We start from the raw sequence: 25,499 nt of genomic DNA, 5'->3' as shown, positions 1-25,499 counted from the left end.
ATGGCACGCAAAGTCACCACGCAACGCAAGATCGTCGTATCGATCGCCGCCTGGATCGTGGCAATTCTCATCTTCTTCCCGATCCTGTGGACCATCCTGACGAGCTTCAAGACGGAAGGCGATGCCATCGCCTCGCCGCCGCAGTTCCTCTTCTTCCACTGGACGCTGGAGAACTACTTCGAGGTGCAGTCGCGCTCGGATTACTTCCTCCACTTCGGCAACTCGGTCATCATCGCCTTCGGTTCGACCATTCTCGGTCTGCTCGTTGCGGTGCCTGCCGCCTGGGCCATGGCCTTCTCGCCGACCAAGCGGACCAAGGACGTCCTGATGTGGATGCTGTCGACCAAGATGATGCCGCCGGTCGGTGCCTTCATCCCGATCTACCTGCTGTTCCAGAGCTTTGGCCTTTTGAACAACCAGTTCGCCAGTCGCGTGGGCATGGTCGTCGTGCTGATGCTGATCAACCTGCCGATCATCGTCTGGATGCTCTACACCTACTTCAAGGAAATCCCCGGCGAGATCCTCGAAGCCGCTCGGATGGACGGTGCGACGCTCGCCAAGGAGATCATCTACGTGCTGACGCCGATGGCGATCCCCGGCCTTGCCTCGACGATGCTGCTCAACATCATCCTCGCCTGGAACGAGGCCTTCTGGACGCTCAACCTCTCCGCGGTAGACGCGGCGCCGCTGAGCACCTTCATCGCCTCCTATTCCAGTCCGGAGGGCCTGTTCTATGCCAAGCTCTCGGCAGCATCGACCATGGCGATCGCTCCGATCCTGATCCTCGGCTGGTTCAGCCAGAAGCAACTCGTTCGCGGCCTGACCTTCGGCGCGGTTAAGTAAGGAAGAGAAACATGGGTAGCATTGTTCTCAAACAGGTCTCCAAGGTCTTCGGCGAAGCCAAGGTCATCCCGTCCATCGACCTTGAGATCGATAATGGCGAGTTCGTCGTGTTCGTCGGTCCGTCGGGCTGTGGCAAGTCCACGCTGCTGCGCCTGATCGCCGGTCTCGAAGATGTCTCCGGCGGACAGATCCTCATCGATGGAAAGGACGGCACCAATCTGAAGCCATCCGACCGCGGCCTTGCCATGGTGTTCCAGTCCTACGCGCTCTATCCGCATATGAGCGTGCGCAAGAACATCGCCTTTCCGCTGAAGATGGCGAACATGCCACAGGCCGAAATCGACAAGAAGGTTGCCGATGCCGCGCGCGTCCTGAACCTGACCGATTATCTGGAACGCAAGCCGCGCCAGCTCTCGGGTGGTCAGCGCCAGCGCGTCGCCATCGGCCGCGCCATCGTGCGCCAGCCGGCGGCCTTCCTCTTCGACGAGCCCTTGTCGAACCTCGATGCGGCGCTGCGCGTCAACATGCGTCTCGAGATCAGCGAGCTGCATCAGCAGCTGAAGACGACGATGGTCTATGTGACGCACGACCAGGTCGAGGCCATGACCATGGCCGACAAGATCGTCGTGCTCAACCGCGGCAATATCGAGCAGGTGGGCTCGCCGCTGGAGCTCTACCGCAGCCCGCGCAACCTCTTCGTCGCCGGCTTCATCGGCTCGCCGAAGATGAACTTCGTCAAGGGCGCCTATGCGCAGAGCCTTGGCGGCGACACGATCGGCGTACGACCGGAACACACGTTGCTGTCGACCAGCTCGGGCGACTGGCAGGGCAAGGTGCTGGTTGCCGAGCATCTCGGTTCCGACACCTTCCTCCATATCGACGTCGACGGGATTGGCACGGTGACGGCACGCGGTTCGGGCGACTTTCCGGCCCGGGCCGGGGATACCGTCTACCTGACGCCGGACAAGGCACATATTCACCGGTTCAACGCCGAAGGGCTGGCGATCTCAGCCTAGAAGCCAAGGTCGTGCGCGCTTGAGCGGGCACGGCCGACGCATCTGTCCCGGTTCGCGTCCATCGATCTGCGTTGGCCGGGCAAGCATACCAGCCGGCGCGGCCCCCAACCGTCCGGAGCCAGAGACCTTTCAGAAGGACCAGAGACATGACGTGCAAATTATCGCTCGCAACTCTCCAGGAGGCGGCTGCAACGGCGGCCATTCCTGCTTATGACCGGAAGTCGCTTTCGGCGGGCATCGTGCATTTCGGTGTCGGCAATTTCCATCGCGCCCATCAGGCAATCTATCTCGATGACCTTTTCAATACCGGCGAAGCCCATGACTGGGCGATCATCGGTGCCGGTGTGCTGCCATCCGATGCGGCCATGCGCGAGAAGCTCGCCGCCCAGGATTTTCTGACCACGGTGGTCGAGCAGGACAACAACCGCACGGCCGCGCGCGTCACGTCTCCGATGGTCGACATCCTGCCGGTCGGCGATGCCAAGACCATCATCGCCAAGCTCGCCGACCCGACGATCCGCATCGTCTCGATGACGATCACCGAGGGCGGCTACTTCATCGATGCCTCCGGCAAATTCAATCCCGCCCATCCGGCGATCGTTGCCGATGGGCAGAACCCGGATGCGCCGAAGACGGTGTTCGGCCTGATCGTCGCCGGCCTCAAGGCACGCCGCGCTGCCGGCCTGCAGCCTTTCACCGTCATGTCCTGCGACAATATCCCCCACAATGGCGGCGTTACCAAAGCCGCCGTCGTCGGCACGGCAAAGCTTTCCGACCCGGCCTTTGCCGATTGGATCGCCGCGAACGTCGCCTTCCCGAACGGCATGGTCGACCGCATCACGCCGGCAACTGGCGCGCGCGAGATCGATCTCCTGAAGGACGCTTTCGATATCGAAGACAACTGGCCGGTCTATTGCGAAGAGTTCAAGCAATGGGTGCTGGAGGACAATTTCCCGGCGGGTCGTCCGCCGCTTGAAAAGGTCGGTGTCACCTTCGTGCCCGACGTCACCCCCTATGAGCACATGAAGATCCGCATCCTCAATGGCGGCCATGCGGCGATCGCCTATCCGGCGGCGTTGATGGACATTCATTTCGTCCACGAAGCCATGGAAGAGCCGCTGATCCGCGCCTTCCTCGCCAAGCTCGAAAACGACGAGATCATCCCCGTCATTCCGCCCGTGCCGAATACGGTGCTTGCCGATTACTTCAAGCTGATCGAACATCGCTTCGCCAATCCGAAGATCGCCGACACCATTCCGCGCCTGGCGCAGGACGGCTCCAACCGCCAGCCGAAATTCATCCTGCCGTCGACGGCCGATCGTCTTCGCCGTGGCGAGGACATTATCGGCCTCGCTCTGGTTTCGGCGCTCTGGTGCCGTTATTTCGCCGGCAAGAGCGACAGCGGCAAGGACATCGTCTTCAACGATGCCAGCGCTGACCGGCTGCATGAAGCTGCTCTCAAGGCGAAGGACGATCCGAATGCCTTCCTCGTCTTCGACGACATCTTCGGCGATGTCGCCAAATCGGATCTTTTCCGCAAGCGCTTCGCGCATGCACTGAAAACGCTGTGGGAAAAGGGTACCCGCGTCACCCTGCAGCTATACTTGGACAACAAACTCGCGGAATAATTTTCGAACGGCCGGACTTCTCCTGTTCCGGCCGTTTTCCATTGCTGCGCCGGTCAATCTGGCGGCGGGACAACAACAGAATTCGGGTTGGATCTGTGATGACGGGTGCGGGAAAAGGGCTCGTAATCTTCGACTGTGATGGTGTGCTTGTGGATAGCGAGCCTCTGTCGGTCAGCGTGCTTATCCAGGCGATGCACGATGTCGGCGTTGAGATGAGCGAGGAGGATGTCTATAGCCGCTTTCTCGGCAAGAGTCTGGCGACGCTCGTCGATACGATGCAGACGGAGTTCGATGTCTTCATCGACCAGGCATTTCTCGATCGCATCCGCAACGATCTCTACGAGCGCTTCAAGCATGAATTGAAGCCGATCGACGGCATTGCAGCGACGCTGGATGTGCTCAAGCTTCCGCGCTGCGTCGCCTCGTCGAGCCAGCTGGAGCGCATCCGCCTTTCGCTCGGCGTGACTGGCCTTCTCGATAAACTGGAGCCGAATATCTTCAGCGCCAGCATGGTTAAACGCGGCAAGCCCGCGCCGGATCTCTTTCTCTATGCGGCCGAAAAGATGGGCGTGCCGCCGAAGGATTGCATCGTCGTGGAGGACAGCCCGGCGGGCATTACTGCGGCGCGCGCGGCCGGCATGACGGTCTTCGCCTTCACCGGTGGTTCGCATGCGCATTCACCGAGTTACCGGGCGGAGCTGGAGCAGCTTTCGCCGGAAGTCGTGTTTGACGCGATGCCGGAATTGATACAACTTGTCCGCAACATGAGATAAGTGGTCGGGACCTCTTTTGCATGCGTGATCACGTGGTTGCGGTCGATATCGGCACAGGCAGCGCACGCGCCGGTGTCTTCACGGCGAGCGGCTCACTGCTGGGCAAAAGCGAACATCCGATCCTGATGAACCGCCCGCGTGAAAACCACGCCGAGCATGATTCCGAAGATATATGGACTGCCGTCTGCACCGCCGTTCGCGCGGCTGTGAAAGCGTCTGGTGTCAATGCCTCGGCCGTCGGTGCCATTGGCTTCGATGCCACCTGTTCGCTCGTCGTGCGCGGTCGCGATGGGGGGCAGCTCACCGTTTCCACCGGCGGCGAGAAGAGGTTCGACACCATCGTCTGGCTCGATCATCGGGCATTGGCCGAAGCGGATTACTGCACGGCGACGCGCCATGCTGTTCTCGAATATTCCGGGGACTTCATGTCGCCGGAAATGGAAATGCCGAAGCTGATGTGGTTGAAGGAGAACCTGCCGGAAAGCTGGGCCGAGGCCGGTTATTTCTTCGATCTTGCCGATTTCATGACCTGGAAGGCAACCGGTTCGCTTGCGCGGTCGCGCTCGACACTGGTGGCGAAATGGAACTACCTCGCGCATCGCGAACCGGGCTGGCAGGCCGATTTTCTCAATGTGATCGGCCTTGGCGATCTGCGGGAGCGCGGCGGCTTGCCTGAGGAGAGCGTCGCCGTCGGCAGGAGCATCGGCACGCTGACGGTGGAAGCGGCCGAGGCCTTGGGGCTGGATCGCAACTGCCATGTCGGTGCGGGCATGATCGATGCCTACGCGGGCGCGCTCGGGGCGCTTGCCGCCCATGCCGGCGATGCTGACATGCTGGAGCATCAACTGGCGCTGATTGCCGGAACCTCGAGTTGCGTCGTCTCTTTCGCCCGCGAGCGCAAGCGCAGCACTGGCATGTGGGGGCCTTATTACGAGGCCGTCTTCCCGGGCATGTGGCTTGCCGAGGCCGGGCAGTCGGCTACGGGTGCGCTGCTCGATCATATCGTCAGCATGCATGCGGCCGGCGGCCCACCGACGGCGGCGCTGCACGACCGTATCGTCCGACGGATCGCGGAGCTCAGGCTTGCAGAGGGTGATACCCTTGGCGGGCGCATCCATGTGCTGCCCGATTTTCACGGCAATCGCTCGCCGCTTGCCGATCCGCATGCCTTGGGCGTCATCAGCGGCATGACGCTGGATGCGTCCTTCGATGGCCTTTGCCGGCTATACTGGCGCACCAGCGTCGGCATTGCGCTCGGCATCCGCCATATCCTGGAGCGGATGCGGGATTACGGCTACGTGCCCGACACGCTGCATGTCGCAGGCGGCCATGTGAAGAATTCCGTGCTGATGGAACTCTATTCCGACGTGACCGGCTGCAAGGTCGTAATCCCGAAGATGAACGAGACGGTACTGCTCGGCACTGCAATTGCCGCCTCCGTCTCCTGCGGTCTCCATGAAAGCCTGGGCGCAGCCGGTGCCGCGATGTACCCGGGGGGTCATGAACGGCTGCCGAATGCCGGAAAGAAAGAGCTCTACGATCGCGACTACCGGCGCTTCCTCGCCATGTATCGCCATCGCGCGGAGCTGGATGCCATGGAGTAGGCGATTTAGCGCAGCGGCGCCTGCGCGAACATGCCTTGAAGTTCTTCTATGCGGCGCGTCCTCATTTCCGCCGCTTCACCCGCCGCGTGAGCGGCTGAAATTGCCAGATATTCCAGCAGTGCCATTATGGCCGAAAGGTTTTCGCGGCTGTTGGCGCGTTGCGGCGGCAGGGACAGTGTGAAGTTTGCGAATTCATGCGCCCATTCCGTGAATTGGCCGGTTACCAGCAATACCTTGCAGCCCGCGCGACGAGCCGAGCGCGCCAGAAGACGCGATGCGACGAAGCTCGGGGAGTCGATGACAACGAGCAGCCCATCCTCGGATGGCTCGCCGAACAGCTCGATATAGCTGCCATTGGCGCCGTCGAGGAAGAGGACCTGGTCGCGGGCAAAGGTCAGGCGGTCGCGGAAATAGCGGCCGATCCCCGCCAGACTGGGATGGGAGGTGATGAAGACATTTCCGGAGGACAGAATTGTCGCGACTGCGTCGTGCCATTGCGGCTGGCCGGCGAGATTGTAGATATGCTGCAGCATCTCGACTTGTTCGGCAATCTGGGTCGCAAGCGGCCGGCCTTCGCTTGCGTCCTTTTGAAGCTGTTCGAGAATATTGGGCAATTGCGACGTGAGGCTGGGCGCATTTTCCTTGAGATGCACCTTTATCCCATCCAGACCGTGATAGCCGAGCGACCGCAGGAACCGTCCTACCGTCATCGGACTCAATTCCAGCCTGTCGGCAACGGAGGAAGCCGTCTCGAATGGTAGTTCATTCAGATGCTCGGAGAAATACTTAGCAATTCTTCGTTCGGCCGGAGTGCCGATCTTTATATATTGTCTAAGTTTCTGACTAAGGTCTTCCAAGTTTCGCGCCTCTTTGATGGTCTTTTCGATGTTCTAACGCGCCAATTTCTATGTCAATTGGCCATTCAATTTTAATCGGGCCGCCGATCTTGTTGCGGTTGTTGTTCTTAATGTGGCGTACAGAATATATTAGTGCAAACTGTATTACAATAATTCAAATTTTTAATTGACACATTCATATATCTGCACGGGATATTGATATCGATGCAACTGCTTCTTAAGTGTCCGATTACCACCAAAAGAGGTAGACCGAATGATTGGCCTTGCTGCCCGCCGCTCCTTTGAAAATCTCTTTGCGCCGGAGACGCGCAAGGTTTTCTGGAAGGTTCTGGGCCTCACATTGCTGGCACTTCTCGTGCTCTGGTTCGTCCTGCGAGGCGCCTTCAATTCCTTTGTATTGCCCTGGCTGCAAGGCTTCATGCCGTCCACCTCGGATTGGACGGGTTGGCTTACGCTCTTCCTTGCCGTCTTCGCCGGCATCGCATTGGCGTTGGCGATGGCGCTGCTGATTTCGCCGGTCACGGCCCTGATCGCCGGGCTCTTTCTCGATGATGTCGCCGAAGTTGTAGAAAAACGCGACTATCCCGACGATGCGCCGGGAACGGCGATGCCGATCGCCGCGGCAATGAAGAGCTCTGTGCGGTTTCTCGGCGTCGTCATCGTCGGCAATATTGTGGCGTTGTTCCTGCTGTTCATTCCTGGCGTCAATCTCGTCGCCTTTTTTCTGGTGAACGGCTATCTGCTGGGTCGGGAATTCTTCGAATTCGCAGCCATGCGCTTCCGCTCACCGGATGACGCCCGACAGTTCCGGGTCAAGCACGCCTTCACGGTCTTTCTTGCCGGATTGGTCATTGCGGCTTTTCTGGCGGTCCCAATTCTCAATCTGCTGACGCCGCTCTTTGCTGCAGGCATGATGGTGCATCTGCACAAGCTGATCTCGCACAGGGAAGCGAACCTGAGTCTTCGATAGTTTCAGCCTGAGACTTCCGCCCCGATGATCTGCGCCGGCAATTCGACCAAGGGAGCGGGGATGTCCCAGGTCTTTTCCGGCGAGCGACAGAGGTCGGCAATCACGCAGCGTTCGCATTCGGGCTTGCGCGCCTTGCAGCAGTAGCGCCCATGCAGGATCAGCCAGTGATGCGCGTGATAGAGATATTGATCGGGGATGATCTGCATCAGCCGCTGCTCGACTTCATCAGGCGTCTTGCCGGGGGCGAGCAGCAGCCGGTTGGCGATGCGGAAGATGTGCGTGTCGACGGCCATCGTCGCCTGGCCGAAGGCCATGGAGAGCACGACATTCGCGGTCTTTCGGCCGACGCCGGGCAGGGTTATCAACTCCTCGCGCGTCCGCGGTACCTCGCCGCCGAAATCGGTAATCAGCTTTTCCGATAGCGCGACGACATTCTTCGCCTTGTTGCGATAAAGGCCGATCGTCTTGATATATTCGCGAATGCGCTCCTCGCCGAGATCGAGCATTTTCTGTGGGGTATCGGCGACGGCGAAGAGGGCGCGCGTCGCCTTGTTGACGCCGGCGTCGGTCGCCTGGGCCGATAGCGCCACGGCGACAACGAGCGTGAAGGGGTTGACGTGCTCCAGCTCACCCTTCGGTTCCGGCCGCTGAATGGAGAAGCGCCGGAAGATCTCTTCCAGGTCTGCCTTGGAATAGAGGCTCCTGGCCGCCGGCTTGCGGCCTGCGGTCGCATTTGACTTTTTCGCGGTTTGGGCGCTGGATTTGATCTTTGGATTTGCCATAAACGACCTATACTCAAGTCCTATGACGGAACGCAACGCCGATACGGCTGCAGACGGCAACAGGCCGGTTTTTGCCGCCGAATTGTTTCCCCATCGCTCGCTGCCGCGAAAGGGGTTCAAGATCATGCTGGCCCTGGCCGGCACTTTCTGTCTCTTCTACAGCATTCTCTTCGTCACGCGCGGCGCCTGGCCGATCGGCATCTTCTTCGGTGCCGATTTCTTCCTGCTCTATGGTGCCTTCTGGCTGAATTATCGTTCCGGGCGCGTGCGCGAGGAGGTGACGGTGTCGCGAACCAATGTCTCTATCCGCAAATTCTCGCCGACGGGCCGGATGGTGGAGCACGACTTCAATCCGTTCTGGACGCGGTTCCTGGTTCGCCGCCACAGCGAGATCGGTGTCGTCTCCATGCATGTCCGCGACAGAAGCCATGACACCGATGTCGGATCGTTCCTCAATCCGGAGGATCGCGAGAGCTTTGCCAAGGCATTCAAGCGGGCGTTGGCGACCGTGACGCAGCGGATATGAGCGGCTCGTCCAAGTCGGCGACATCACATTTTCGCAGAGAGACCATATGCGCAAGAAACGGGTGGTTTTAGCCTTCTTGCCGTGGTTTTCTCCTTTCCAAGGAGAAAGATTATGAATGCGATCGCACAGCTGAAGAAAGACATCACCCCGGAAGGTCAGGATTACGAGACCGTGCGGGAGGTCATCGAGCTCATTACCGAGGAATATCGCGACCAGCCGTCGTTGGAGATGCTTGCCGACCGGCTCGGCCAGTCGCCGACGCAGCTGCAGAAGACGTTTACGCGCTGGGCCGGTCTGTCGCCGAAGGCGTTCCTTCAGGCCGTCACGCTCGATCATGCCAAGCGGCTGCTGCGCAAGGAGGATCTGCCACTCCTGGAGACCTCCTTCGAGGTCGGTCTTTCCGGCCCGAGCCGGCTGCACGATCTGTTCGTGACGCACGAGGCGATGTCTCCCGGTGAATGGAAGGCGAGGGGCAGCGGTCTGGTGATGCGTTATGCGTTCCACATCTCGCCCTTCGGTCTCGCCCTGATCATGGTCACGGATCGTGGTCTTGCGGGTCTTGCCTTCAGCGATTCCGGCAATGAAAAGGCGTGCTTCGCGGATATGACCTGCCGGTGGCCGAATGCCGAGTTCATCGAGGATCCGCATGCGACGGCGCCTTACGCGGCCCGCATCTTTGAGCGCTCGAATTGGACGAGCGACCAGCCGTTGCGGGTGGTGCTGATCGGCTCGGATTTCCAGCTTCGTGTCTGGGAGAGCCTCTTGAAGATCCCGATGGGCCGTGCGGTGACTTATTCCGACATCGCCAGAGATATCGGCCAGCCGACAGCGATGCGGGCAGTCGGCGCAGCGGTCGGCCGTAACCCGATCTCCTTCGTCGTGCCCTGCCACCGGGCGCTTGGGAAGAATGGTCAGCTCACGGGCTATCACTGGGGTCTGACGCGCAAGCGAGCCATGCTGGGATGGGAATCGGGGGATACTTGAGGGATTGCGCAGTTTGCGCACGCTTGAAAAGCTACTCGGCTAATCACCCGCCCTCGTGGTTCGAGGCTTCGGTCCTGCGGACCTCCGCGCCTCACCATGAGGTCTGATCATTTGCGCCTGGCCGACAACTCTCTCCGCCTCATGGTGAGGTGCCCTGACGTCGAAGCCGCAGCGTAGACGGCAGGGCCTCGAACCACGAGGCGGCCCCTCAGTCAGACCGGCAGGTCCATATTTCAAGCCGCCTTCGCCATAGCCATCTGCAGCAGGGCCTTGGCAGCACTTTCATCCGTGATCAAAGTATTGCAGCCGATGCGCTTGATGGTGGCGCGGATCGCCTGCGCGCGGTGGGCGCCGCCGGAAGAGATCACGATGTGCTTTGCTTTCTTCAGCGTATCGAGATCGACGGACATCACCCGCTTGTTGATCGGGTGATCGACGGAATTGCCGTCGGCGTCGAGGAAGTTGAACATGGTGTCGCAGACGCAGCCCATTTCGATCAACTCTTCCAACTCGCGCTTCGAGATGAAGCCTTCGGACAGTGAGGTCGATTGCGGGCCGATATCGCCGCAGCTGACGATGGCGAGATCGAGGTTTTCCGCCAGCCTGTAGATGGCCTCCAGCCCGCATTTTTCGATGAGATTGCGCTTGGTCTCGACGGAATCGACTAAGAGCGGCGCCAGGAACATGTAGCATTCGGCGCCGAGCTGGCTCGCAAGGCGCCATGTATAGTCGATCGGGTTGGTTTGATGCACGGCGACGATGCCGCCGAGCAGGGAGACCACCTTGCAATTGTCGCGGCGGGTCGGGCGGAAGCTTGCGAGCGAAGCGGTCATCGTCCGGCCCCAGCCGACGCCGATGGTATAGTTGTCAGGGATGGCCTCAGTCAGGAACTGGCCGAGCGCCAGGCCGACGCTCTTTGCCTGCGCATTTACATTGCCGCCGGCCGGCTCGGGAACGACGATCGCTTCATCGAGCCCATAGGTGCGCTCGAGCTTGATCGCCAGCTCGACGCAGTCGTCGATACCTTCGGTGATCCAGATCTGCACTTCGGCGCGGCGCATTGCCTCATCCAGCAGGCGGATGACCGTGGTGCGGCTGATGCCGAGCTGCTCTGCAACGTCCTTCTGCGTCAGGCCCTGGTTGTAATAGAGCCAGGCGGCGCGAAGCCTCAGGGACGAGGTCTCCGAATAGGCGGTATGGGTTCCGCGTCTCAGTTTGGCCACAGGTCCTCCGGCAGGATTGTCGCATGCGCTGTTTAACGTCATGATCCGCCATGGATGCGAGATACAATGATAGCGGATGACAGGAGCAGGCGAGATCGGCTCTTCTGCTGCCGATATTCTATGACATGAAACTTATGTCAATCGAATTGCACAAATGTCCTTGACTTTTCGATGCGAGATTGCTGATAGTCGGTGCTGAGGAATTCGGTCCTGTCCAATCGAGGAGGACAATGTGCGAGTGCTGCTGCGAGCAAGTGCCAGGCCGGACAGGGAGCCATATAGGGCGCCCGGTGCCGGTGAAAAGCTTGTTTGCGGAAGGTTGTCTCCTCGTTGCTCGGCCGTTCACCGGAAATGGAACTCTAGCGCTTTTTTTCCCGTTACCGAAACATAGGAGAAGGAAGGCTGCACGGCTGACGCCTTCGGCCCCGCCCGACGAAAAGACCCGATCTGCTGTCCGCCATCTCCCATCCCAATGGGCCTCATTCAACAAGGATACCTGTTATGACTTCCAAGCTTGATCAACTCCGCGCCATGACGACGGTCGTGGCCGATACCGGCGATATCGAGGCAGTCGCTCGCCTGAAGCCGGTGGATTGCACCACCAACCCGACCATCGTCTTGAAGGCGCTCGGCACGCCGATGTTCGCCGATGCGATCAAGGAAGCTGTCGCCTGGGGCAAGAAGCAGGGCGGCGCCTCTGAAGCTGTCGTTTCGGCGGTGGCCGACCGTCTGGCCATCTCGGTCGGCGCAGCGCTTTCCGGCCTCGTACCCGGCCGTGTCTCGACCGAAGTCGACGCCGATCTCTCCTTCAACACCGAAGCTTCGCTTGCCAAGGCTCGCGGCATCATCGCCGCCTACAAGGAGCGCGGCATCGAGCGCGACCGCATCCTGATCAAGCTTGCCTCCACCTGGGAAGGCATCCGTGCGGCCGAAGTGCTGCAGAAGGAAGGCATCGACTGCAATCTGACGCTGCTCTTCAGCAAGGCCCAGGCGATTGCCTGCGCCGATGCCAAGGCATTCCTGATTTCGCCCTTCGTCGGCCGTATCCTTGACTGGTACAAGAAGTCGACCGGCAAGGACTACACCGCTGAAGAAGATCCGGGCGTCATCTCGGTGCGCGACATCTACCACTACTACAAGGCCAACGACATCAAGACGATCGTCATGGGCGCCTCATTCCGCAACACCGGCGAAATCGAAGCGCTGGCCGGTTGCGACCGCCTGACCATCAGCCCGAACCTGCTCGACGAACTTGCCAAGGATGAAGGCAAGCTGGAGCGCAAGCTCTCGCCGGAGCCCAAGGGTTCCGTCGAAAAGATCGCCGTCGACGAAAAGACCTTCCGCTGGATGATGAACGAAGACGCAATGGCCACCGAGAAGCTCTCCGAAGGCATCCGCGCCTTCGCCAAGGACCTCGGCACGCTGCGCGCCATGGTCAGCAAGGAGCTGCAGCTCGCTGCAGCCTGATGAGATCGCGTCTCTCTTCGGGAGAAGGTTGTTTGAGAAGGGCGCCGCAGGGATGCGGCGCCCTTTTGGGTTTTGGAAACGAGTGGAGTTTTGCGTTCGCCGCGCCTATGGCGCCCCCCTCTGTCCCTTTCGGGACATCTCCCCCACAAGGGGGGAGATCGTTGGGGCGCATCGCTAGCTTCACAAAATGAGGCCCTATCGCTCAACGGATATGATGCCGATTGTTTTGCGACAACAGCGCTGCGGGTTACCAATCTCCCCCCTTGTGGGGGAGATGTCACGAAGTGACAGAGGGGGGTATCTCGGGCGTAATGTTAGGATGAAAAATCCTATCGAAGAAACTCCGCCCTGACCTTATCCGACTGCCCACCAATCGTCGGCGCCGCCAGGCTATTCTTGGCACGGATGCCATTGACACGTATCGGGCTGGCCGTCGTTCGTACCGAGGCACCGTCATCGCGTGTCACCGTCTGCAGCATGTCGAGCTGGCGGAAGGCGGCGCTCTGCAGCAGTTTCGGCCAGTCGAGCACTTCCGCCGCCCAGATGTCGGCGGGTTCCAATAGGGCGACCCATTGCTGCGCCGTCTTTTCCCGCAGTCGGCTCGCGATCATGGTCTTGATCTCGTCACGGCGCTGGAAGGCATCATCCGGCGTGAAGTCGGCAAGGGCAGGCAGGTCGAGCAGCGGTGCGAGTTTTGTGAGCGGCATCATCGCGATTGCCAGCCAGCCATCGGCGCAGCGATAAACGCCGTAGGGAGCGGCAAGATAGGCATGGGCATTGCGCACGGCGGATTTCTGCGGCAGGCGGCCGCCGTCGTTGAGGTGCGTTGTCAGCACTTCGAACTGGAAATCGACCATCGCTTCCAGCAGGCTTGTTTCCACATGCACGCCGCGTCCGGTCACGCCGCGCCGCACGAGGCCGGCGAGGATCGCCTGTACGAGGAGGTTGCCGGCCAGCATGTCGGCGACGGCAAGCCCGAAGGGCACTGGCCCATCATCGGCCTCGCCGTTCAGCCACATGACGCCGGAGCGGGCCTGGGCCAGCAGATCCTGTCCGGGCAAGTGGCGCCATTCGTTGTCGGGACCGTATCCGGTGATGCTGCCATAGACGATACGGGGATTGATCGCCGCAACAGAGGCGTATTCGAGGCCAAGCCGCTCGATGACACCGGGGCGAAAATTCTGGATGATAACGTCGGCCTTGGCGATCAGGGCGCGCAGCTCCTGAAGGTCGTTCTCGTCCTTCATATTGACGGCAAAGCTTTCCTTGCCGCGGTTGATGGCATGAAAGAGCGTGGAATCGCCGCCGATTTCCGTGTCGCTGAGATAAAGCCGGCGGCAGAGATCGCCGCCGTCGGGCCGCTCGATCTTGATGACACGTGCGCCGAGATCGCCGAGCCGCAGGGCGGCCATGGGGCCGGCAAGAAACTGGCTCATATCCAGCACGATAATGCCGGAGAGCAGGCCTTCTTCATTATTCTGGGTCATGTCAGACTTTCAGCGGCGGCGCATCCGCAGGCCGGCCGTTTCTGTAGCGCACGGTCTGGATATGCTCGCAATAGAGCACCAGCTCGCCTTCGCCCTTGAAGACCTCGTAAGACGAGCGGATCAGGCCGAGCTCGGCATATTTCGGCTGCTTGTCCAGATTGGTGCGGATGGTGTAGATCGTCTCGCCGATGAAGGTGGGCTTGATGAAGCGCAGCTTGTCATAGCCATAGGAAAAGGCGTTGACGCAGTTCGTGGCGACGAGCCCGAGGCCCGCGGAAAAGACGAAGGCGCCGGCAACGAGCCGCTTGCCGAACAGGCCCTCGGTTTCGGCAAAGATCTGATCGCTGACATAAGGGTGCATATCGAGCACTAGCGCATTGAACTGCTGGGACTCGCCCTCCGAGATCGTCCGTCGCAGCGAGCGGATCTTGTGGCCGATCTCGAAATCCTCGTAGAACCAGTTTTCCGCGTTCCAGACGGGGATCTCGGCGTGGTCAGCCGGCATGGTCTTCGGATGGGTGCTGAATACGCCGACGGTGGCGGTCATGGCATTGTCTTTCGGTGGAAAGGCGCCTCGTCTCAGAGAGACCAGAGGCGCTTGGCATTCAGATGGTAGAGCCGATTGCGTTCGCCATCGCTTACGCCTTGCATCAGGGCATGGGTGGCGGCGACCCAGGTAGAGAGATTGCCGCCGAGCGTGCAGACCGGCCAATCGCTGCCCCAGATGACGCGATCCCAACCAAAGCTCGTGATGCAATGTTCGACGAAGGGACGCAGCGTTTCCGGCGTCCAGCTGTCTGGATCGGCATAGGCGACTACGCCGGAGATCTTCACAGTGACGTTCGGCCGCTTGGCAATGTCCGATATCCCGGCGGACCAGACCTCGCTGAGCTGCTTCTTGACGGCCGGCACGCCGCAATGGTCGAGGATGAAGCGGACATTCGGATTGAGGTCGACGAGTGCGATTGCCTTGGATATCTGGTGCGGCAGGACGCAGAGATCGAAGGTAAGGCGGGTATCCGCGAGCCGCTTCACGTTCTCGCGAAACAGAGCGCCCTCGGAGACATTATCCGGCACGACATGCAGCACCCGGCGGAAGCCTTTGACGAAGGGGTCTGCGAGCGCGCGGTCGAGATAGGCGGGGAAGTCCGCGCCTTCAGGGCGGCAGGCCGCGATGGCACCTCTCAGCAGGTTGCCGGGCTCGCGGCTCAAGCCTTTGACGTAATCAGTTTCCCTTTCGATATCGCTCTCGGCAACATCGACTTCCATGTGAAGCGTATCGGTGATCCCAAGCCGCCTGGCTTCGCGCGCATAGTCTTCGTAAAGGCTGTCGCGATTAAGCGCGCCGGCATCAGCCAGCCAGGGATAGGCCAGCCGTTTCCGGTCGACGATGTGCAGATGGCTGTCGAAAAGCATGGCGTTCCTCCCATACCTGCTTGCTCAACATATACTCACATAAGAATAGTTTATTCAAATAAAAATTATAGCTCGGCTCTGTCGACCGTGCCGGCCACGGTTTCGGAGATCTGCTTTGCCGCCTCCCGCACATATTCGACCACCTGTTCGCGCGTCGGCGCCTTCGAGTTTACGGGCTCGATGTAGGGACAGGTCAGCGCCGCCAGTGCATTGCCATCCATCGCCAGGACAGGCGCGGAAATATTGTGTACGCCGCTCGTCTGCAGGCTGCTCATGGTCTCAAAACCCTTTTCGCGAATTGCAGAGAGCTTCTCCTCGAGATCGGTGGGCGGTTCCTCCGGATCCTGCTCCTGGCGTCGCTGCTCGTTGATCATCATCTGGCGCTGCTTTGCATCCTTGAATGCCAGAAGAATGTGGCCCGAGCCGGTATTGTAGAGATTGATCTGGGCGCCGACACGGATGGAGATGCCCCAATAGGTCGGCGAGTCCTGCTGGGCGATGACGACGACGGAGCCGCGGTCGTAGATCGCCAGATGGCAGGCCTGCTCGGCGCGGTTGGAGAATTCGCGCATCAGCGGTGTTGCGAAGGAGACGAGGCGGCGAACCGGCGCGTGATAATGTGCAAGGCCGAAGAGTTTCAGCGTCAGGTAGAAGCGATCGCCATCCTGTCGCTGCACATAGCCGCGCCGCACCAGGCGATCGAGCATGCGGTAGAATTCGTTGGGGCTCTTGTTGAGCGCCTTGGCGATTTCGGCCTGTGTCAGGCCGCCGTCGATCGTCGCCAGCAGCTCCAATATGTCGAGACCCTTGTCAAGCGCCGGCGCGCGGTAGCGATCACTGTCGTCTTCTATGCTCATCAACAAGTCCCCCATGTGAAGAAACATGAATCGTCATTCATATATGAATGAAGGCATTTTACAAGCGCGCGATCACGGCTTGACGGCCAATGAATAAGATGTTTACTTATAAATCATTGATCCATATTTGGGTCGAGAGGGCAATCGGACAAGAGGTCCGAGCTTAAGGGAGGAAGTTCGATGAGGAATTGGAAGGCCGGTCTCGTTGCCGGCACGATGGCATTGCTTGCCGGTACCGCGGTTTTCGCCGCCGATCTGCCTGGCAAATTTCCGGGTGTGACGATCGACGCAAAGCTGATTGGCGGCCAGCAGTACGAGCCGCTTTATGCGCGTATTGCCGAGTGGGAGAAGGAGACAGGCGCCAAGGTCAATATTCTCTCCAAGAAGAACCACTTCGAGCTCGACAAAGAAATCAAGTCGGACATGGCCTCAGGCAGCATTTCCTGGTGCGTCGGCTCGAACCATTCGTCCTTCGCGCCGCAATATCCCGACCTTTACACCGACCTCGGCAAGCTGTTGCCCAAGGAGGAAATCGGCCAGTTTGTCGATTCCACAATTCAGGCCTCGACCATCGACGGCCGGCTGATCATGCTGCCGCGCGCCCAGTTCGACGTTTCGGCGCTCTACTATCAGAAGAGCCTCTATAGCGACGAAGCCAAGAAGACGGCTTTCAAGGCGAAGTACGGCTATGATCTGGCGCCGCCGAAGACCTGGAAGGAGGTCTCCGACCAGGCGATCTTCTTCTCGAACCCGCCGAATTTCTTCGGCACGCAGTTCCCCGGCAAGGAAGAGGCCATCAACGGCCGCTTCTATGAAATGCTGGTCGCGGAAGGCGGCGAATATCTCGACAAGGATGGCAAGCCTGCCTTCAACTCCGAAGCCGGCGTGCGCGCGCTCGACTGGTTCGTCAACATGTACAAGGCCAAGGCTGTTCCGGCCGGCACGACCAACTATCTGTGGGATGATCTCGGTGCGGGCTTTGCTTCCGGTTCGATCGCGCTCGATCTCGACTGGCCGGGCTGGGCGACCTATTTCAACGATCCGAAATCCTCGAAGGTTGCCGGCAATGTCGGCGTCGTCGTGCAGCCTGTGGGATCTTCCGGCAAGCACACCGGCTGGTCCGGCCATCACGGCTTCTCGGTGACGGAAGCCTGCGCCCACAAGGATGCTGCCGCTTCGCTCGTCTGGTTCCTGACCAACGACGACTCGCAGAAGCTCGAAGCGGCCAACGGCACCCTGCCGACCCGCAAGGCTGTCTGGGAATGGGACATCCAGCAGGCCGCTTCCGACCCTTACAAGAAGGAAGTGCTGAGCACCTTCCAGGAATCGATGAAATACGCTTTCCCGGTTCCGCGCACGCCGCAATGGATCGAAATCTCGAACGTCGTCTATCCGGAGCTTCAAGCCGCCATCCTCGGCGACAAGACCTCCAAGCAGGCGCTCGACGCCGCAGCCCAGAAGGCGACCGATGTCCTGAAGGACGCAGGCGCCCTTTAAGCGATGGAATAGAAGTCCCGCGCACTTCAGCGCGCGGGACTTCCGTAATCTGACTTCGAGAATGGTTTTTGATCGGCGCTACAAGGAGCTGGTCGGCCTGCCGGTTTTGTGCCGGGTCTCGTCCCAAGCAATCCATTCCAAGCAGTCCGGGCCACGCTGCCGAGGAATGCCGACAGGTGCAAACCATGTTCAAAAAGATATCCCCACCGGTCCTGCTTCTTCTTCCGGCGATCATCGTCCTTGTGGCCGTGGTGCTGTTTCCGCTGCTTCTTTCCTTCTATTCCAGCTTCACGCCATTTCGCCTGACGCGGCCGGCCACGCTCTTCACTTTCATCGGTCTGCGCAATTACATCCGCATCCTGTCGGATCCGGTGTTTCTTGCCGCCTTCATTCGCACCGTCGTGTTGCTGACGATCGCGCTTAATCTGGAAATGCTGCTCGGCCTCGGACTGGCGCTGCTGGTCAACAAGGCGACCCATGGCAAGCGCGTGCTGCGCACGCTGATGATGTTCCCGATGATGTTCTCGCCGGTTCTCGTCGGCTTCCAGTTCAAGTTCATGTTCAACGACAATGTCGGCATCATCAACAATGCCCTGCAATCCCTCGGCATTACGGAAACCGCCATTCCCTGGCTGATCGACGGCAATCTGGCGCTGTTTTCCATCGTGATCGCCGAAGTCTGGTCTTCGACCTCGGTCTTCGCGATCCTCATTCTTGCCGGCCTGCTCGCCATGCCGCAGGAGCCGGTCGAGGCCGCCAAAGTCGATGGCTGCACCAGCTGGCAGACCTTCCGCTACGTTACCTGGCCGTTCCTGATGCCCTTTGCCTTCATCGCCATGACGATCCGTTCGCTCGACGTCGCTCGCGCCTACGACATCGTCAAGATCATGACGGATGGCGGCCCGGCGCGGCGCACGGAGCTTATCTGGACGCTGGTCGGACGCACCGCCTATGCCGATGCGCAGATGGGTCTCGCCAACGCCATGGCCTATGTCTCGATCATTCTTTCGATCGCCTTCACAGTCTATTTCTTCCGTAAGCTGGCGCTTGCCCGCACCCAGATCGGAGCGGAGTGGTAATCATGGATCGCAACGCGCAACAACGCCTGCAGCGCCGCCTCTGGAACATCGCCTATCTCATCGGCCTCTTCCTCGCGATGCTCATCATCTGCCTGCCCGGCTTCTGGATCGTCATCAGCTCGCTCCGGCCAACCGTGGAAATCATGGCGAAGCCGGCGGTCTGGATTCCGCAGGAGCTGTCGCTGGAGGCCTATCGCGCCATGTTCAGCGGCGTGGGGCAGGGCGGCATTCCCGTCTGGGATTATTTCCGCAATTCGCTTGTTATCTCCATCACCTCGACGGCGATTGCGCTCGTCATCGGCATGTCCGGCGGCTATGCCTTCGCCCGCTTCCGTTTCGCGGGTAAATCGGCTGTGTTCCTCGGGCTGATGCTGACGCGCTCCGTGCCCGGCGTGGCGCTCTCGCTGCCGCTTTTCATGGTCTATGCGCGGCTCGGCATTATCGACACGCATTTCGGCCTGATCCTTACCTATGTCGCGCTCAACGTGCCCTTCACCATTTGGTTGATCGACGGCTTCTTCCGGCAGGTGCCAAAGGATCTCGCCGAAGCCGCGCAGATCGACGGCTGCACGCGCTGGCAGGCCTTCTGGCAGGTGGAATTCCCGCTTGCCGGCCCCGGCATCGCATCCGCCGGCATCTTCGCTTTCCTTACCTGCTGGAATGAATATGCCTTGGCCTCGCAGCTGACGCGCTCCGTCGATTCCAAGACGCTGCCCGTGGGCTTGCTCGATTACACGGCCGAGTTCACCATCGACTGGCGCGGCATGTGCGCGCTTGCTGTCGTGATGATCATTCCGGCGCTCGCTCTCACTTTCATCATTCAGAAGCATCTGGTGTCGGGTCTGACATTCGGTGCGGTCAAAGGTTGATCTTAATGGCTCAGGTTTCCCTCAAAAAACTCGTCAAGCGCTATGGCGCTCTGGAAATCGTCCACGGCATCGATCTCGACATCGCGGACAAGGAGTTCATCGCGCTCGTCGGCCCGTCCGGCTGCGGCAAGTCGACGACGCTGCGCATGATCGCCGGCCTGGAAGACGTCTCCGACGGCACGATCGAGATCGGCAATACCGTGGTCAACGACCTGCCGCCGCGCGATCGCAACATCTCCATGGTGTTCCAATCCTATGCGCTTTATCCGCATATGACGGTGCGCGAGAACATGGGCTTTTCGCTGAAGATCGCCAAGCAGCCGCAGGCCGAGATCGACAAGCGCGTCAACGAAGCCGCTGCTATCCTCAGCCTCGAAGCCCTGATGGATCGCCGTCCGGCGCAGCTTTCCGGCGGTCAGCGCCAGCGCGTTGCCATGGGCCGCGCCATCGTGCGCCAACCCGAAGTCTTCCTCTTCGACGAGCCGCTGTCGAACCTCGACGCCAAGCTGCGCACGCAGATGCGCACGGAGATCAAGAAGCTGCATGCCAAGGTGCAGTCGACGGTGGTTTACGTCACGCACGACCAGGTCGAAGCCATGACGCTGGCCGACCGCATCGTCATTATGCGCGACGGCCATATCGAGCAGGTCGGCACGCCGGATGAAGTGTTCAAGCGGCCCGCCACACGCTTTGTCGCTGGCTTCATCGGCTCGCCGCCGATGAACATCGAGGAGGCGACGCTGAAGGGCGGAGAGCTCACCTTCAAGAATGGTGATCGTCTACCGCTGCCGAGCCAGTTTGCCGGTAAGGTCAGGGAAGGCGAGAAGGTCGCTTTCGGTCTCAGGCCCGACGACATCTTCCCGACGGGTCACGGCCTGCATTCGGGCGCGGAATCTGCCGTCCACGAGCTGACACTGCCCGTCGCCATCACCGAACCGCTCGGCAATGAAACGCTCGTTTTCGTCGAATTTGCCGGACGTGAGTGGGTGACGCGCATGCTCAATCCGCGCGCATTGAAGAGCGGCGAACAGCTGAAGATGAGCTTCGATCTCAGCCAGGCACACCTGTTCTCCACCGAAACCGGCAAGAGCCTGGCGATCTAAGGACTACCCCCATGGCACGCATCGAAAAAATTGAACTGCGGATGGTCGAGCTGCCGCCGAAGGTGAAGCGGACGGATGCGATCCAGAGCTTCGTCAGCCAGGAAACGCCGATCGTCACCATCACCGACAGCGACGGGGCTGTCGGCACCGGCTACAGCTATACGATCGGCACCGGCGGCTCCTCCGTCATGCGGTTGCTCTCCGACCATCTGGTGCCGCTTTTGATCGGTGAAGATGCCGATTGCATCGAGGCGATCTGGCATAAACTGGAATTCGCTACCCATGCGACGACCATTGGGCCTATCACGGCGCTGGCGCTTGCGGCCGTCGATACAGCGCTTTGGGACCTGCGAGCGAAGAAGCAGAACCTGCCGCTCTGGAAGCTTGCTGGCGGCGCCAAGGATCGTTGCCCGCTTTACACGACCGAGGGTGGCTGGCTGCATATCGAGAAGGAAGCCCTGGTCGAAGACGCCTTGCAGGCGAAGGCCAAGGGCTTTTCCGGCTCGAAGGTGAAGATCGGCAAGCCGCATGGCTCGGAGGATTATGATCGGCTGGCGGCGATGCGGCTGGCGCTCGGCTCGGGTTTCGAGATCATGACTGACTGCAATCAAGGCTTCACCGTTGACGAGGCGATCCGCCGCGCGGCGCGCCTGAAGGAGCTGGACCTTGCCTGGATCGAGGAGCCGCTGCCAGCCGACGATCTCGACGGTCATATCCGACTGACCCGGTCGACGCCGACGCCGATCGCGGTTGGCGAATCCATGTATTCGATCCGGCATTTCCGTGAGTATATGCAGAAAGGCGCCTGCTCGATCGTGCAGGTGGATGTTGCCCGCATTGGCGGTATCACGCCTTGGCTGAAGGTGGCGCATGCTGCCGAGGCCTTCGATATTCCGGTCTGCCCGCACTTCCTGATGGAGCTGCATGTCAGCCTCACCTGTGCCGTGCCGAACGGCAAATATGTCGAATACATCCCGCAGCTCGACGATCTGACGACCAAGGGCATGGAAATCGTCGACGGTAAGGCGCTCGCTCCTTCCGAGCCCGGCATCGGCATCGCCTGGGATTGGGAAGCCGTAAAGGCGCGCTCGATCGGCGAATTTACGCGCGAAATCCACGGCTGAGGAGGAACGTGCCATGCAACGGATGGGTATGGTGATCGGCCTGGAGCCGGCCAAGGTCGCGGAATACAAGGCGCTTCATGCGGCCGTCTGGCCCGAGATCCTGGCGCTGATCTCGGACTGCAACATTACCAACTATTCGATCTTCCTGAAGGAGCCGGAAAACCTGCTCTTCGGCTATTGGGAATATGTCGGCACGGATTTCGAGGCCGATATGCGCAAGATGGCAGCCAGCCCGAAGAACCAGGAATGGTGGTCCGTCTGCATGCCCTGCCAGAAGCCGCTCGAGACCCGCAGGCAAGGTGAGTGGTGGGCCATGATGGAGGAGGTTTTTCATCATGACTGACCTGCAAGATAAGCCCCTCACCCTAACCCTCTCCCCGCAGGCGGGGAAAGGGGACGATCTTCCTTGGCGGAGCCTTTCGAGCCTCGCAAAGGTGAGAGGCGACGGAGAGTGCGCCCATCCCCTTCTCCCCGTCAAAACGGGGAGAAGGTGGCCGATAGGCCGGATGAGGGGCAGCTCTCGGAACGCGCGGGCGGGGGTGATGCTTGAGATGCACATCACTGCCTTCGGTGTGCGAGGAGAGATCACCCCACCCCGGACCTTTGGTCCGACCCTCCGCCTCAATGGGAGGGTGAGATGACCTTCGATCCCAAATCCCTGCGCCAATGGTGGCCGAATCCGTCAAAGCCGCGTCCGATCGTGATCTTCGGAGCCGGCAGCATCGTCGGTGACGCGCATCTACCGGCGTACAAGCAAGGCGGCTTTCCGGTCGCTGGTCTTTACGATCCGAACGCCGAGAAAGCAGCGGCGCTCGCCGCACGATGGGGCATCACAGCCTTTACATCCGAGGCAGAGGCACTTGCCGTCGAAGGCGCCATTTTCGATCTGGCGACGCCGCCGGCGGCCCATGCCACGATCCTGTCGAAGTTGCCGCGTGGTTCCTTCGCGCTGATCCAGAAACCGATGGGCAGCGACCTCACAGGCGCCTCCGAAATTCTGCGGGTCTGCCGCGAGCGCGACATCAAGGCGGCCGTCAATTTCCAGCTTCGCTTCGCGCCGATGATGCTGGCGCTCTATGATGCCGTGAACAAAGGCTATCTCGGCGAGATCGTCGATTTCGATGCATGGCTGGCGCTCGCCACGCCCTGGGGTCTGTGGCCTTTCCTGAAAGGCCTGCCGCGTATCGAGATCGCCATGCATTCGATCCACTATCTCGATTTCATTCGCGGGCTGCTCGGCAATCCCCAAGGGGTCCACGGCAAGACCATCGGCCATCCCAACCACGATGTCGCGCAGACCCGGACGGCGGCGATCCTCGATTATGGCGACAAGGTCCGCTGCGTGCTCTCGGTCAATCACGACCATGATTTCGGCCGCAAGTTCCAGGCCTGCGAGTTTCGCATCGCCGGCACCAAGGGCGCAGCCTATGTCAAACTCGGCGTCAATCTCGACTATCCGCGCGGCGAGCCGGACGAGCTGTGGATCCGGCCCGAGGGTGGCAGCGATTGGGTCGAGGTGAAGCTCGATGGTGCCTGGTTCCCGGATGCCTTCGTCAACCGCATGGCCAACCTGCAGCGCTTCGCATCCGGCGAGGATCAGCAGCTGATCGGTTCCGTCGAAGATGCCTGGCAGACCATGGCCCTCGTCGAGGCCGCCTATCAGTCGAGCGCCGCTCCGGCGACGCCGATTGCCGAACTTCCAAAGGCTTGAGGAATGTCCGAACAAACCATCTACTTCGAAGACTATGAACTCGGTCATGTCAGGGTGACCACCGGACGGACGATCACCGAGACCGATTTCGTTGTCCACGCCGGCCATACCGGCGATTTCTTCCCGCATCACATGGACGCGGAATTCGCCAAAACCTTGCCCGGCGGTCAGCGCATTGCGCATGGCACGATGATCTTTGCGATCGGCGTCGGGCTTACGGCCTCGCTCATCAATCCCGTCGCTTTTTCCTATGGTTACGATCGGCTCCGCTTCGTCCGCCCGGTACATATCGGCGATACGATCCGCACCCGCGTCACCATTTCGGCGAAAGAGGATGATCCGAAGCGACCGACCTCCGGCCGCGTGGTCGAGCGTTGCGAAGTGCTGAACCAGCGCGACGAAGTCGTACTCGCTGCCGATCACATCCTAATCGTCGAGCGCAAGCCGACTGCGGAGAAGGCGTGATGGTGAAGCTCCCCATGATCAAGCTTAGGGGTATGACCTGGTCGCATCCGCGCGGCTACGATCCGATGATCGCCTGCTCGAAGCAGTGGCGGGAACAGACCGGCGTCGAGATCAGCTGGGAAAAGCGGTCGCTGCAGGATTTCGAGACCTTTCCGGTCGAAGAGCTTGCCGCGCAATACGACCTCATCGTCATCGATCATCCGCATGTCGGCCAGATCACGCGGGAGAACTGCCTGCTGCCGCTCGATGATGCGGCTCATGCGGAGGAAGTGGCGGCGATCGCAGCCGGCACGGTCGGGCGCTCCTATCCAAGCTACAATTGGCAGGGCCGCCAATGGGCCTTTCCGCTCGATGCGGCAACGCAGGTACAGGCCTACCGGCCGGATCGACTGAGCGCGCCCGTCAAGGACCTTGCCGAGTTCGTCGCGCTCGCCAATGAGGGCAGGGCGATCCTGCCGATGCGGCCGCCGCATTCGCTGATGACCTTCATCTCGCTGGCGGCGCATCTCGGCACGCCCTGCAGCGTCGAAGGTCCGGATTTCATCGCGAAGGCCGATGGCGAAGCGGTGCTCGACTGGATGGCGCGGCTCGTCTCGCGGATGGATATCAGCTGCTACGAAATGGATCCGATTGCCGTGTTCGACCTGATGGCGCAGGCGGACAGTCCCTATGTGGCGTCACCCTTCATCTATGGCTACGTGAATTATTCCTTTGCCGGATTCAGGCCGGCGCGGATCGCCTTTGCCGATATGCCCGTCATCGACGGCCGCCCGCCGAACGGCTCGGCGCTCGGTGGCACAGGCATTGCCGTCTCGGCGCGCACGCAGGCGCCGGAAGAGGCGAAAGCCTTTGCGCGCTGGATCGCCGGCGGGCCGGTGCAGGCGGGTATTTATGCTGATGGCAACGGACAGCCGGGTCACGCAGACGCCTGGGTCAGCGATGCGGTCAATACGCCGGCGCTCGATTTCTATCGCAACACGCGCGCGACGCTGGAGGGTGCCTATGTGCGGCCGCGGCATGACGGCTACATGGCATTTCAAAGCGACGCATCCGAGGTGATTAGCGATGGACTGCGAACGGCCACGCGGCATACAGTCCTCATCGACAAGCTGAACCGCCGCTTCGCACAGTCCTTCGAGGCTTCGGAGAGGCTGGGCTAACTGATTGTTATTGCATGATCTTATCCGAGTTTCCGGCTATGCAATCGGCCGGATGGAT

Annotated in this window: 25 protein-coding genes; 18 read left to right on the top strand and 7 right to left on the bottom strand. The window is 60.5% G+C overall.

Annotated features, from left to right (window positions below):
* The 5 genes from AC13Q5_RS28070 to AC13Q5_RS28050 all read left to right on the top strand — a co-directional run bounded on the left by AC13Q5_RS28070 (window position 1) and on the right by AC13Q5_RS28050 (window position 5,864).
* The gene (locus tag AC13Q5_RS28070; protein ID WP_075851745.1) at window positions 1-843 is read left to right on the top strand and encodes a carbohydrate ABC transporter permease; all 843 of its coding nucleotides are present in this window, start codon (window positions 1-3) and stop codon (window positions 841-843) included.
* 11 nt (window positions 844-854) lie between these two features.
* Window positions 855-1,859, top strand: a complete 1,005-nt coding sequence (locus tag AC13Q5_RS28065) for an ABC transporter ATP-binding protein (protein ID WP_075851744.1) — start codon at window positions 855-857, stop codon at window positions 1,857-1,859.
* 146 nt (window positions 1,860-2,005) lie between these two features.
* On the top strand, window positions 2,006-3,487 hold the full coding sequence (locus tag AC13Q5_RS28060) for a mannitol dehydrogenase family protein (protein WP_488503908.1): 1,482 nt from the start codon (window positions 2,006-2,008) through the stop codon (window positions 3,485-3,487).
* A 98-nt stretch (window positions 3,488-3,585) separates the two neighbouring features.
* Window positions 3,586-4,260 carry an HAD family hydrolase gene (locus AC13Q5_RS28055; RefSeq protein WP_075851742.1) on the top strand — a complete coding sequence of 225 codons (675 nt, stop codon included), beginning with the start codon at window positions 3,586-3,588 and terminating at the stop codon, window positions 4,258-4,260.
* A gap of 20 nt (window positions 4,261-4,280) precedes the next feature.
* A complete protein-coding gene (locus tag AC13Q5_RS28050; protein ID WP_488503907.1) occupies window positions 4,281-5,864 on the top strand; it encodes an FGGY-family carbohydrate kinase in 1,584 nt (527 codons plus the stop codon).
* A gap of 5 nt (window positions 5,865-5,869) precedes the next feature.
* Here the strand turns inward: AC13Q5_RS28050 and AC13Q5_RS28045 are convergent, their stop codons facing one another.
* A complete protein-coding gene (locus tag AC13Q5_RS28045; RefSeq protein WP_075851740.1) occupies window positions 5,870-6,721 on the bottom strand; it encodes a MurR/RpiR family transcriptional regulator in 852 nt (283 codons plus the stop codon).
* Window positions 6,722-6,974: 253 nt separating this feature from the next.
* Here AC13Q5_RS28045 and AC13Q5_RS28040 point away from each other — a divergent pair, with 253 nt between their 5' ends.
* Entirely contained in the window at window positions 6,975-7,691 is a 717-nt protein-coding gene (locus AC13Q5_RS28040; RefSeq protein WP_488503906.1) for a sulfate transporter family protein, read from the top strand.
* Window positions 7,692-7,693: 2 nt separating this feature from the next.
* Here the strand turns inward: AC13Q5_RS28040 and nth are convergent, their stop codons facing one another.
* Entirely contained in the window at window positions 7,694-8,473 is a 780-nt protein-coding gene (gene nth / locus AC13Q5_RS28035) for an endonuclease III (protein WP_488503905.1), read from the bottom strand.
* Window positions 8,474-8,495: 22 nt separating this feature from the next.
* Here nth and AC13Q5_RS28030 point away from each other — a divergent pair, with 22 nt between their 5' ends.
* On the top strand, window positions 8,496-8,999 hold the full coding sequence (locus AC13Q5_RS28030; RefSeq protein ID WP_488503904.1) for a DUF2244 domain-containing protein: 504 nt from the start codon (window positions 8,496-8,498) through the stop codon (window positions 8,997-8,999).
* A gap of 111 nt (window positions 9,000-9,110) precedes the next feature.
* Window positions 9,111-9,983, top strand: a complete 873-nt coding sequence (locus AC13Q5_RS28025; RefSeq protein WP_075851738.1) for a methylated-DNA--[protein]-cysteine S-methyltransferase — start codon at window positions 9,111-9,113, stop codon at window positions 9,981-9,983.
* Between the two features lie 233 nt (window positions 9,984-10,216).
* Here the strand turns inward: AC13Q5_RS28025 and AC13Q5_RS28020 are convergent, their stop codons facing one another.
* The gene (locus AC13Q5_RS28020) at window positions 10,217-11,206 is read right to left on the bottom strand and encodes a sugar-binding transcriptional regulator (RefSeq protein ID WP_488503903.1); all 990 of its coding nucleotides are present in this window, start codon (window positions 11,204-11,206) and stop codon (window positions 10,217-10,219) included.
* A 501-nt stretch (window positions 11,207-11,707) separates the two neighbouring features.
* Here AC13Q5_RS28020 and tal point away from each other — a divergent pair.
* On the top strand, window positions 11,708-12,673 hold the full coding sequence (gene tal, locus AC13Q5_RS28015) for a transaldolase (protein ID WP_075851736.1): 966 nt from the start codon (window positions 11,708-11,710) through the stop codon (window positions 12,671-12,673).
* 329 nt (window positions 12,674-13,002) lie between these two features.
* Here tal and AC13Q5_RS28010 read toward each other — a convergent pair whose 3' ends face one another.
* The 4 genes from AC13Q5_RS28010 to AC13Q5_RS27995 all read right to left on the bottom strand — a co-directional run bounded on the left by AC13Q5_RS28010 (window position 13,003) and on the right by AC13Q5_RS27995 (window position 16,433).
* Window positions 13,003-14,160, bottom strand: a complete 1,158-nt coding sequence (locus AC13Q5_RS28010; RefSeq protein ID WP_488503902.1) for a CaiB/BaiF CoA transferase family protein — start codon at window positions 14,158-14,160, stop codon at window positions 13,003-13,005.
* Window position 14,161: 1 nt separating this feature from the next.
* Window positions 14,162-14,707 carry a MaoC family dehydratase gene (locus AC13Q5_RS28005; RefSeq protein ID WP_075851734.1) on the bottom strand — a complete coding sequence of 182 codons (546 nt, stop codon included), beginning with the start codon at window positions 14,705-14,707 and terminating at the stop codon, window positions 14,162-14,164.
* Window positions 14,708-14,739: 32 nt separating this feature from the next.
* On the bottom strand, window positions 14,740-15,576 hold the full coding sequence (locus AC13Q5_RS28000) for an amidohydrolase family protein (RefSeq protein ID WP_488503901.1): 837 nt from the start codon (window positions 15,574-15,576) through the stop codon (window positions 14,740-14,742).
* A 65-nt stretch (window positions 15,577-15,641) separates the two neighbouring features.
* Entirely contained in the window at window positions 15,642-16,433 is a 792-nt protein-coding gene (locus tag AC13Q5_RS27995; RefSeq protein ID WP_457877966.1) for an IclR family transcriptional regulator, read from the bottom strand.
* A 180-nt stretch (window positions 16,434-16,613) separates the two neighbouring features.
* Here AC13Q5_RS27995 and AC13Q5_RS27990 point away from each other — a divergent pair, with 180 nt between their 5' ends.
* From AC13Q5_RS27990 to AC13Q5_RS27950, 9 genes are all read left to right on the top strand, one after another.
* The gene (locus AC13Q5_RS27990; RefSeq protein WP_488503900.1) at window positions 16,614-17,930 is read left to right on the top strand and encodes a type 2 periplasmic-binding domain-containing protein; all 1,317 of its coding nucleotides are present in this window, start codon (window positions 16,614-16,616) and stop codon (window positions 17,928-17,930) included.
* A 185-nt stretch (window positions 17,931-18,115) separates the two neighbouring features.
* Window positions 18,116-19,009: a carbohydrate ABC transporter permease gene (locus AC13Q5_RS27985; protein WP_488503899.1), complete on the top strand. Its 894-nt coding sequence runs from the start codon at window positions 18,116-18,118 to the stop codon at window positions 19,007-19,009.
* Window positions 19,010-19,011: 2 nt separating this feature from the next.
* On the top strand, window positions 19,012-19,878 hold the full coding sequence (locus AC13Q5_RS27980) for a carbohydrate ABC transporter permease (RefSeq protein WP_488503898.1): 867 nt from the start codon (window positions 19,012-19,014) through the stop codon (window positions 19,876-19,878).
* Window positions 19,879-19,883: 5 nt separating this feature from the next.
* Window positions 19,884-20,981: an ABC transporter ATP-binding protein gene (locus AC13Q5_RS27975; RefSeq protein ID WP_488503897.1), complete on the top strand. Its 1,098-nt coding sequence runs from the start codon at window positions 19,884-19,886 to the stop codon at window positions 20,979-20,981.
* An 11-nt stretch (window positions 20,982-20,992) separates the two neighbouring features.
* Window positions 20,993-22,105, top strand: coding sequence for a mandelate racemase/muconate lactonizing enzyme family protein (locus AC13Q5_RS27970; RefSeq protein ID WP_488503896.1), 1,113 nt, complete (start codon window positions 20,993-20,995; stop codon window positions 22,103-22,105).
* 13 nt (window positions 22,106-22,118) lie between these two features.
* On the top strand, window positions 22,119-22,448 hold the full coding sequence (locus AC13Q5_RS27965; RefSeq protein WP_488503895.1) for an L-rhamnose mutarotase: 330 nt from the start codon (window positions 22,119-22,121) through the stop codon (window positions 22,446-22,448).
* 294 nt (window positions 22,449-22,742) lie between these two features.
* Entirely contained in the window at window positions 22,743-23,816 is a 1,074-nt protein-coding gene (locus tag AC13Q5_RS27960; RefSeq protein WP_488503894.1) for a Gfo/Idh/MocA family protein, read from the top strand.
* A 3-nt stretch (window positions 23,817-23,819) separates the two neighbouring features.
* A complete protein-coding gene (locus AC13Q5_RS27955; protein ID WP_488503893.1) occupies window positions 23,820-24,281 on the top strand; it encodes a MaoC/PaaZ C-terminal domain-containing protein in 462 nt (153 codons plus the stop codon).
* On the top strand, window positions 24,281-25,441 hold the full coding sequence (locus tag AC13Q5_RS27950; RefSeq protein ID WP_488503892.1) for an extracellular solute-binding protein: 1,161 nt from the start codon (window positions 24,281-24,283) through the stop codon (window positions 25,439-25,441). Before AC13Q5_RS27955 ends, AC13Q5_RS27950 begins: the two co-directional genes overlap by 1 nt.
* Window positions 25,442-25,499 lie beyond the last annotated feature (58 nt).

The sequence above is a fragment of the Martinezella sp. CNPSo 3964 genome (assembly GCF_057784375.1).
Note: the sequence above shows the minus strand (reverse complement) of the source record. Positions and strands in the feature narration are given on the sequence as shown.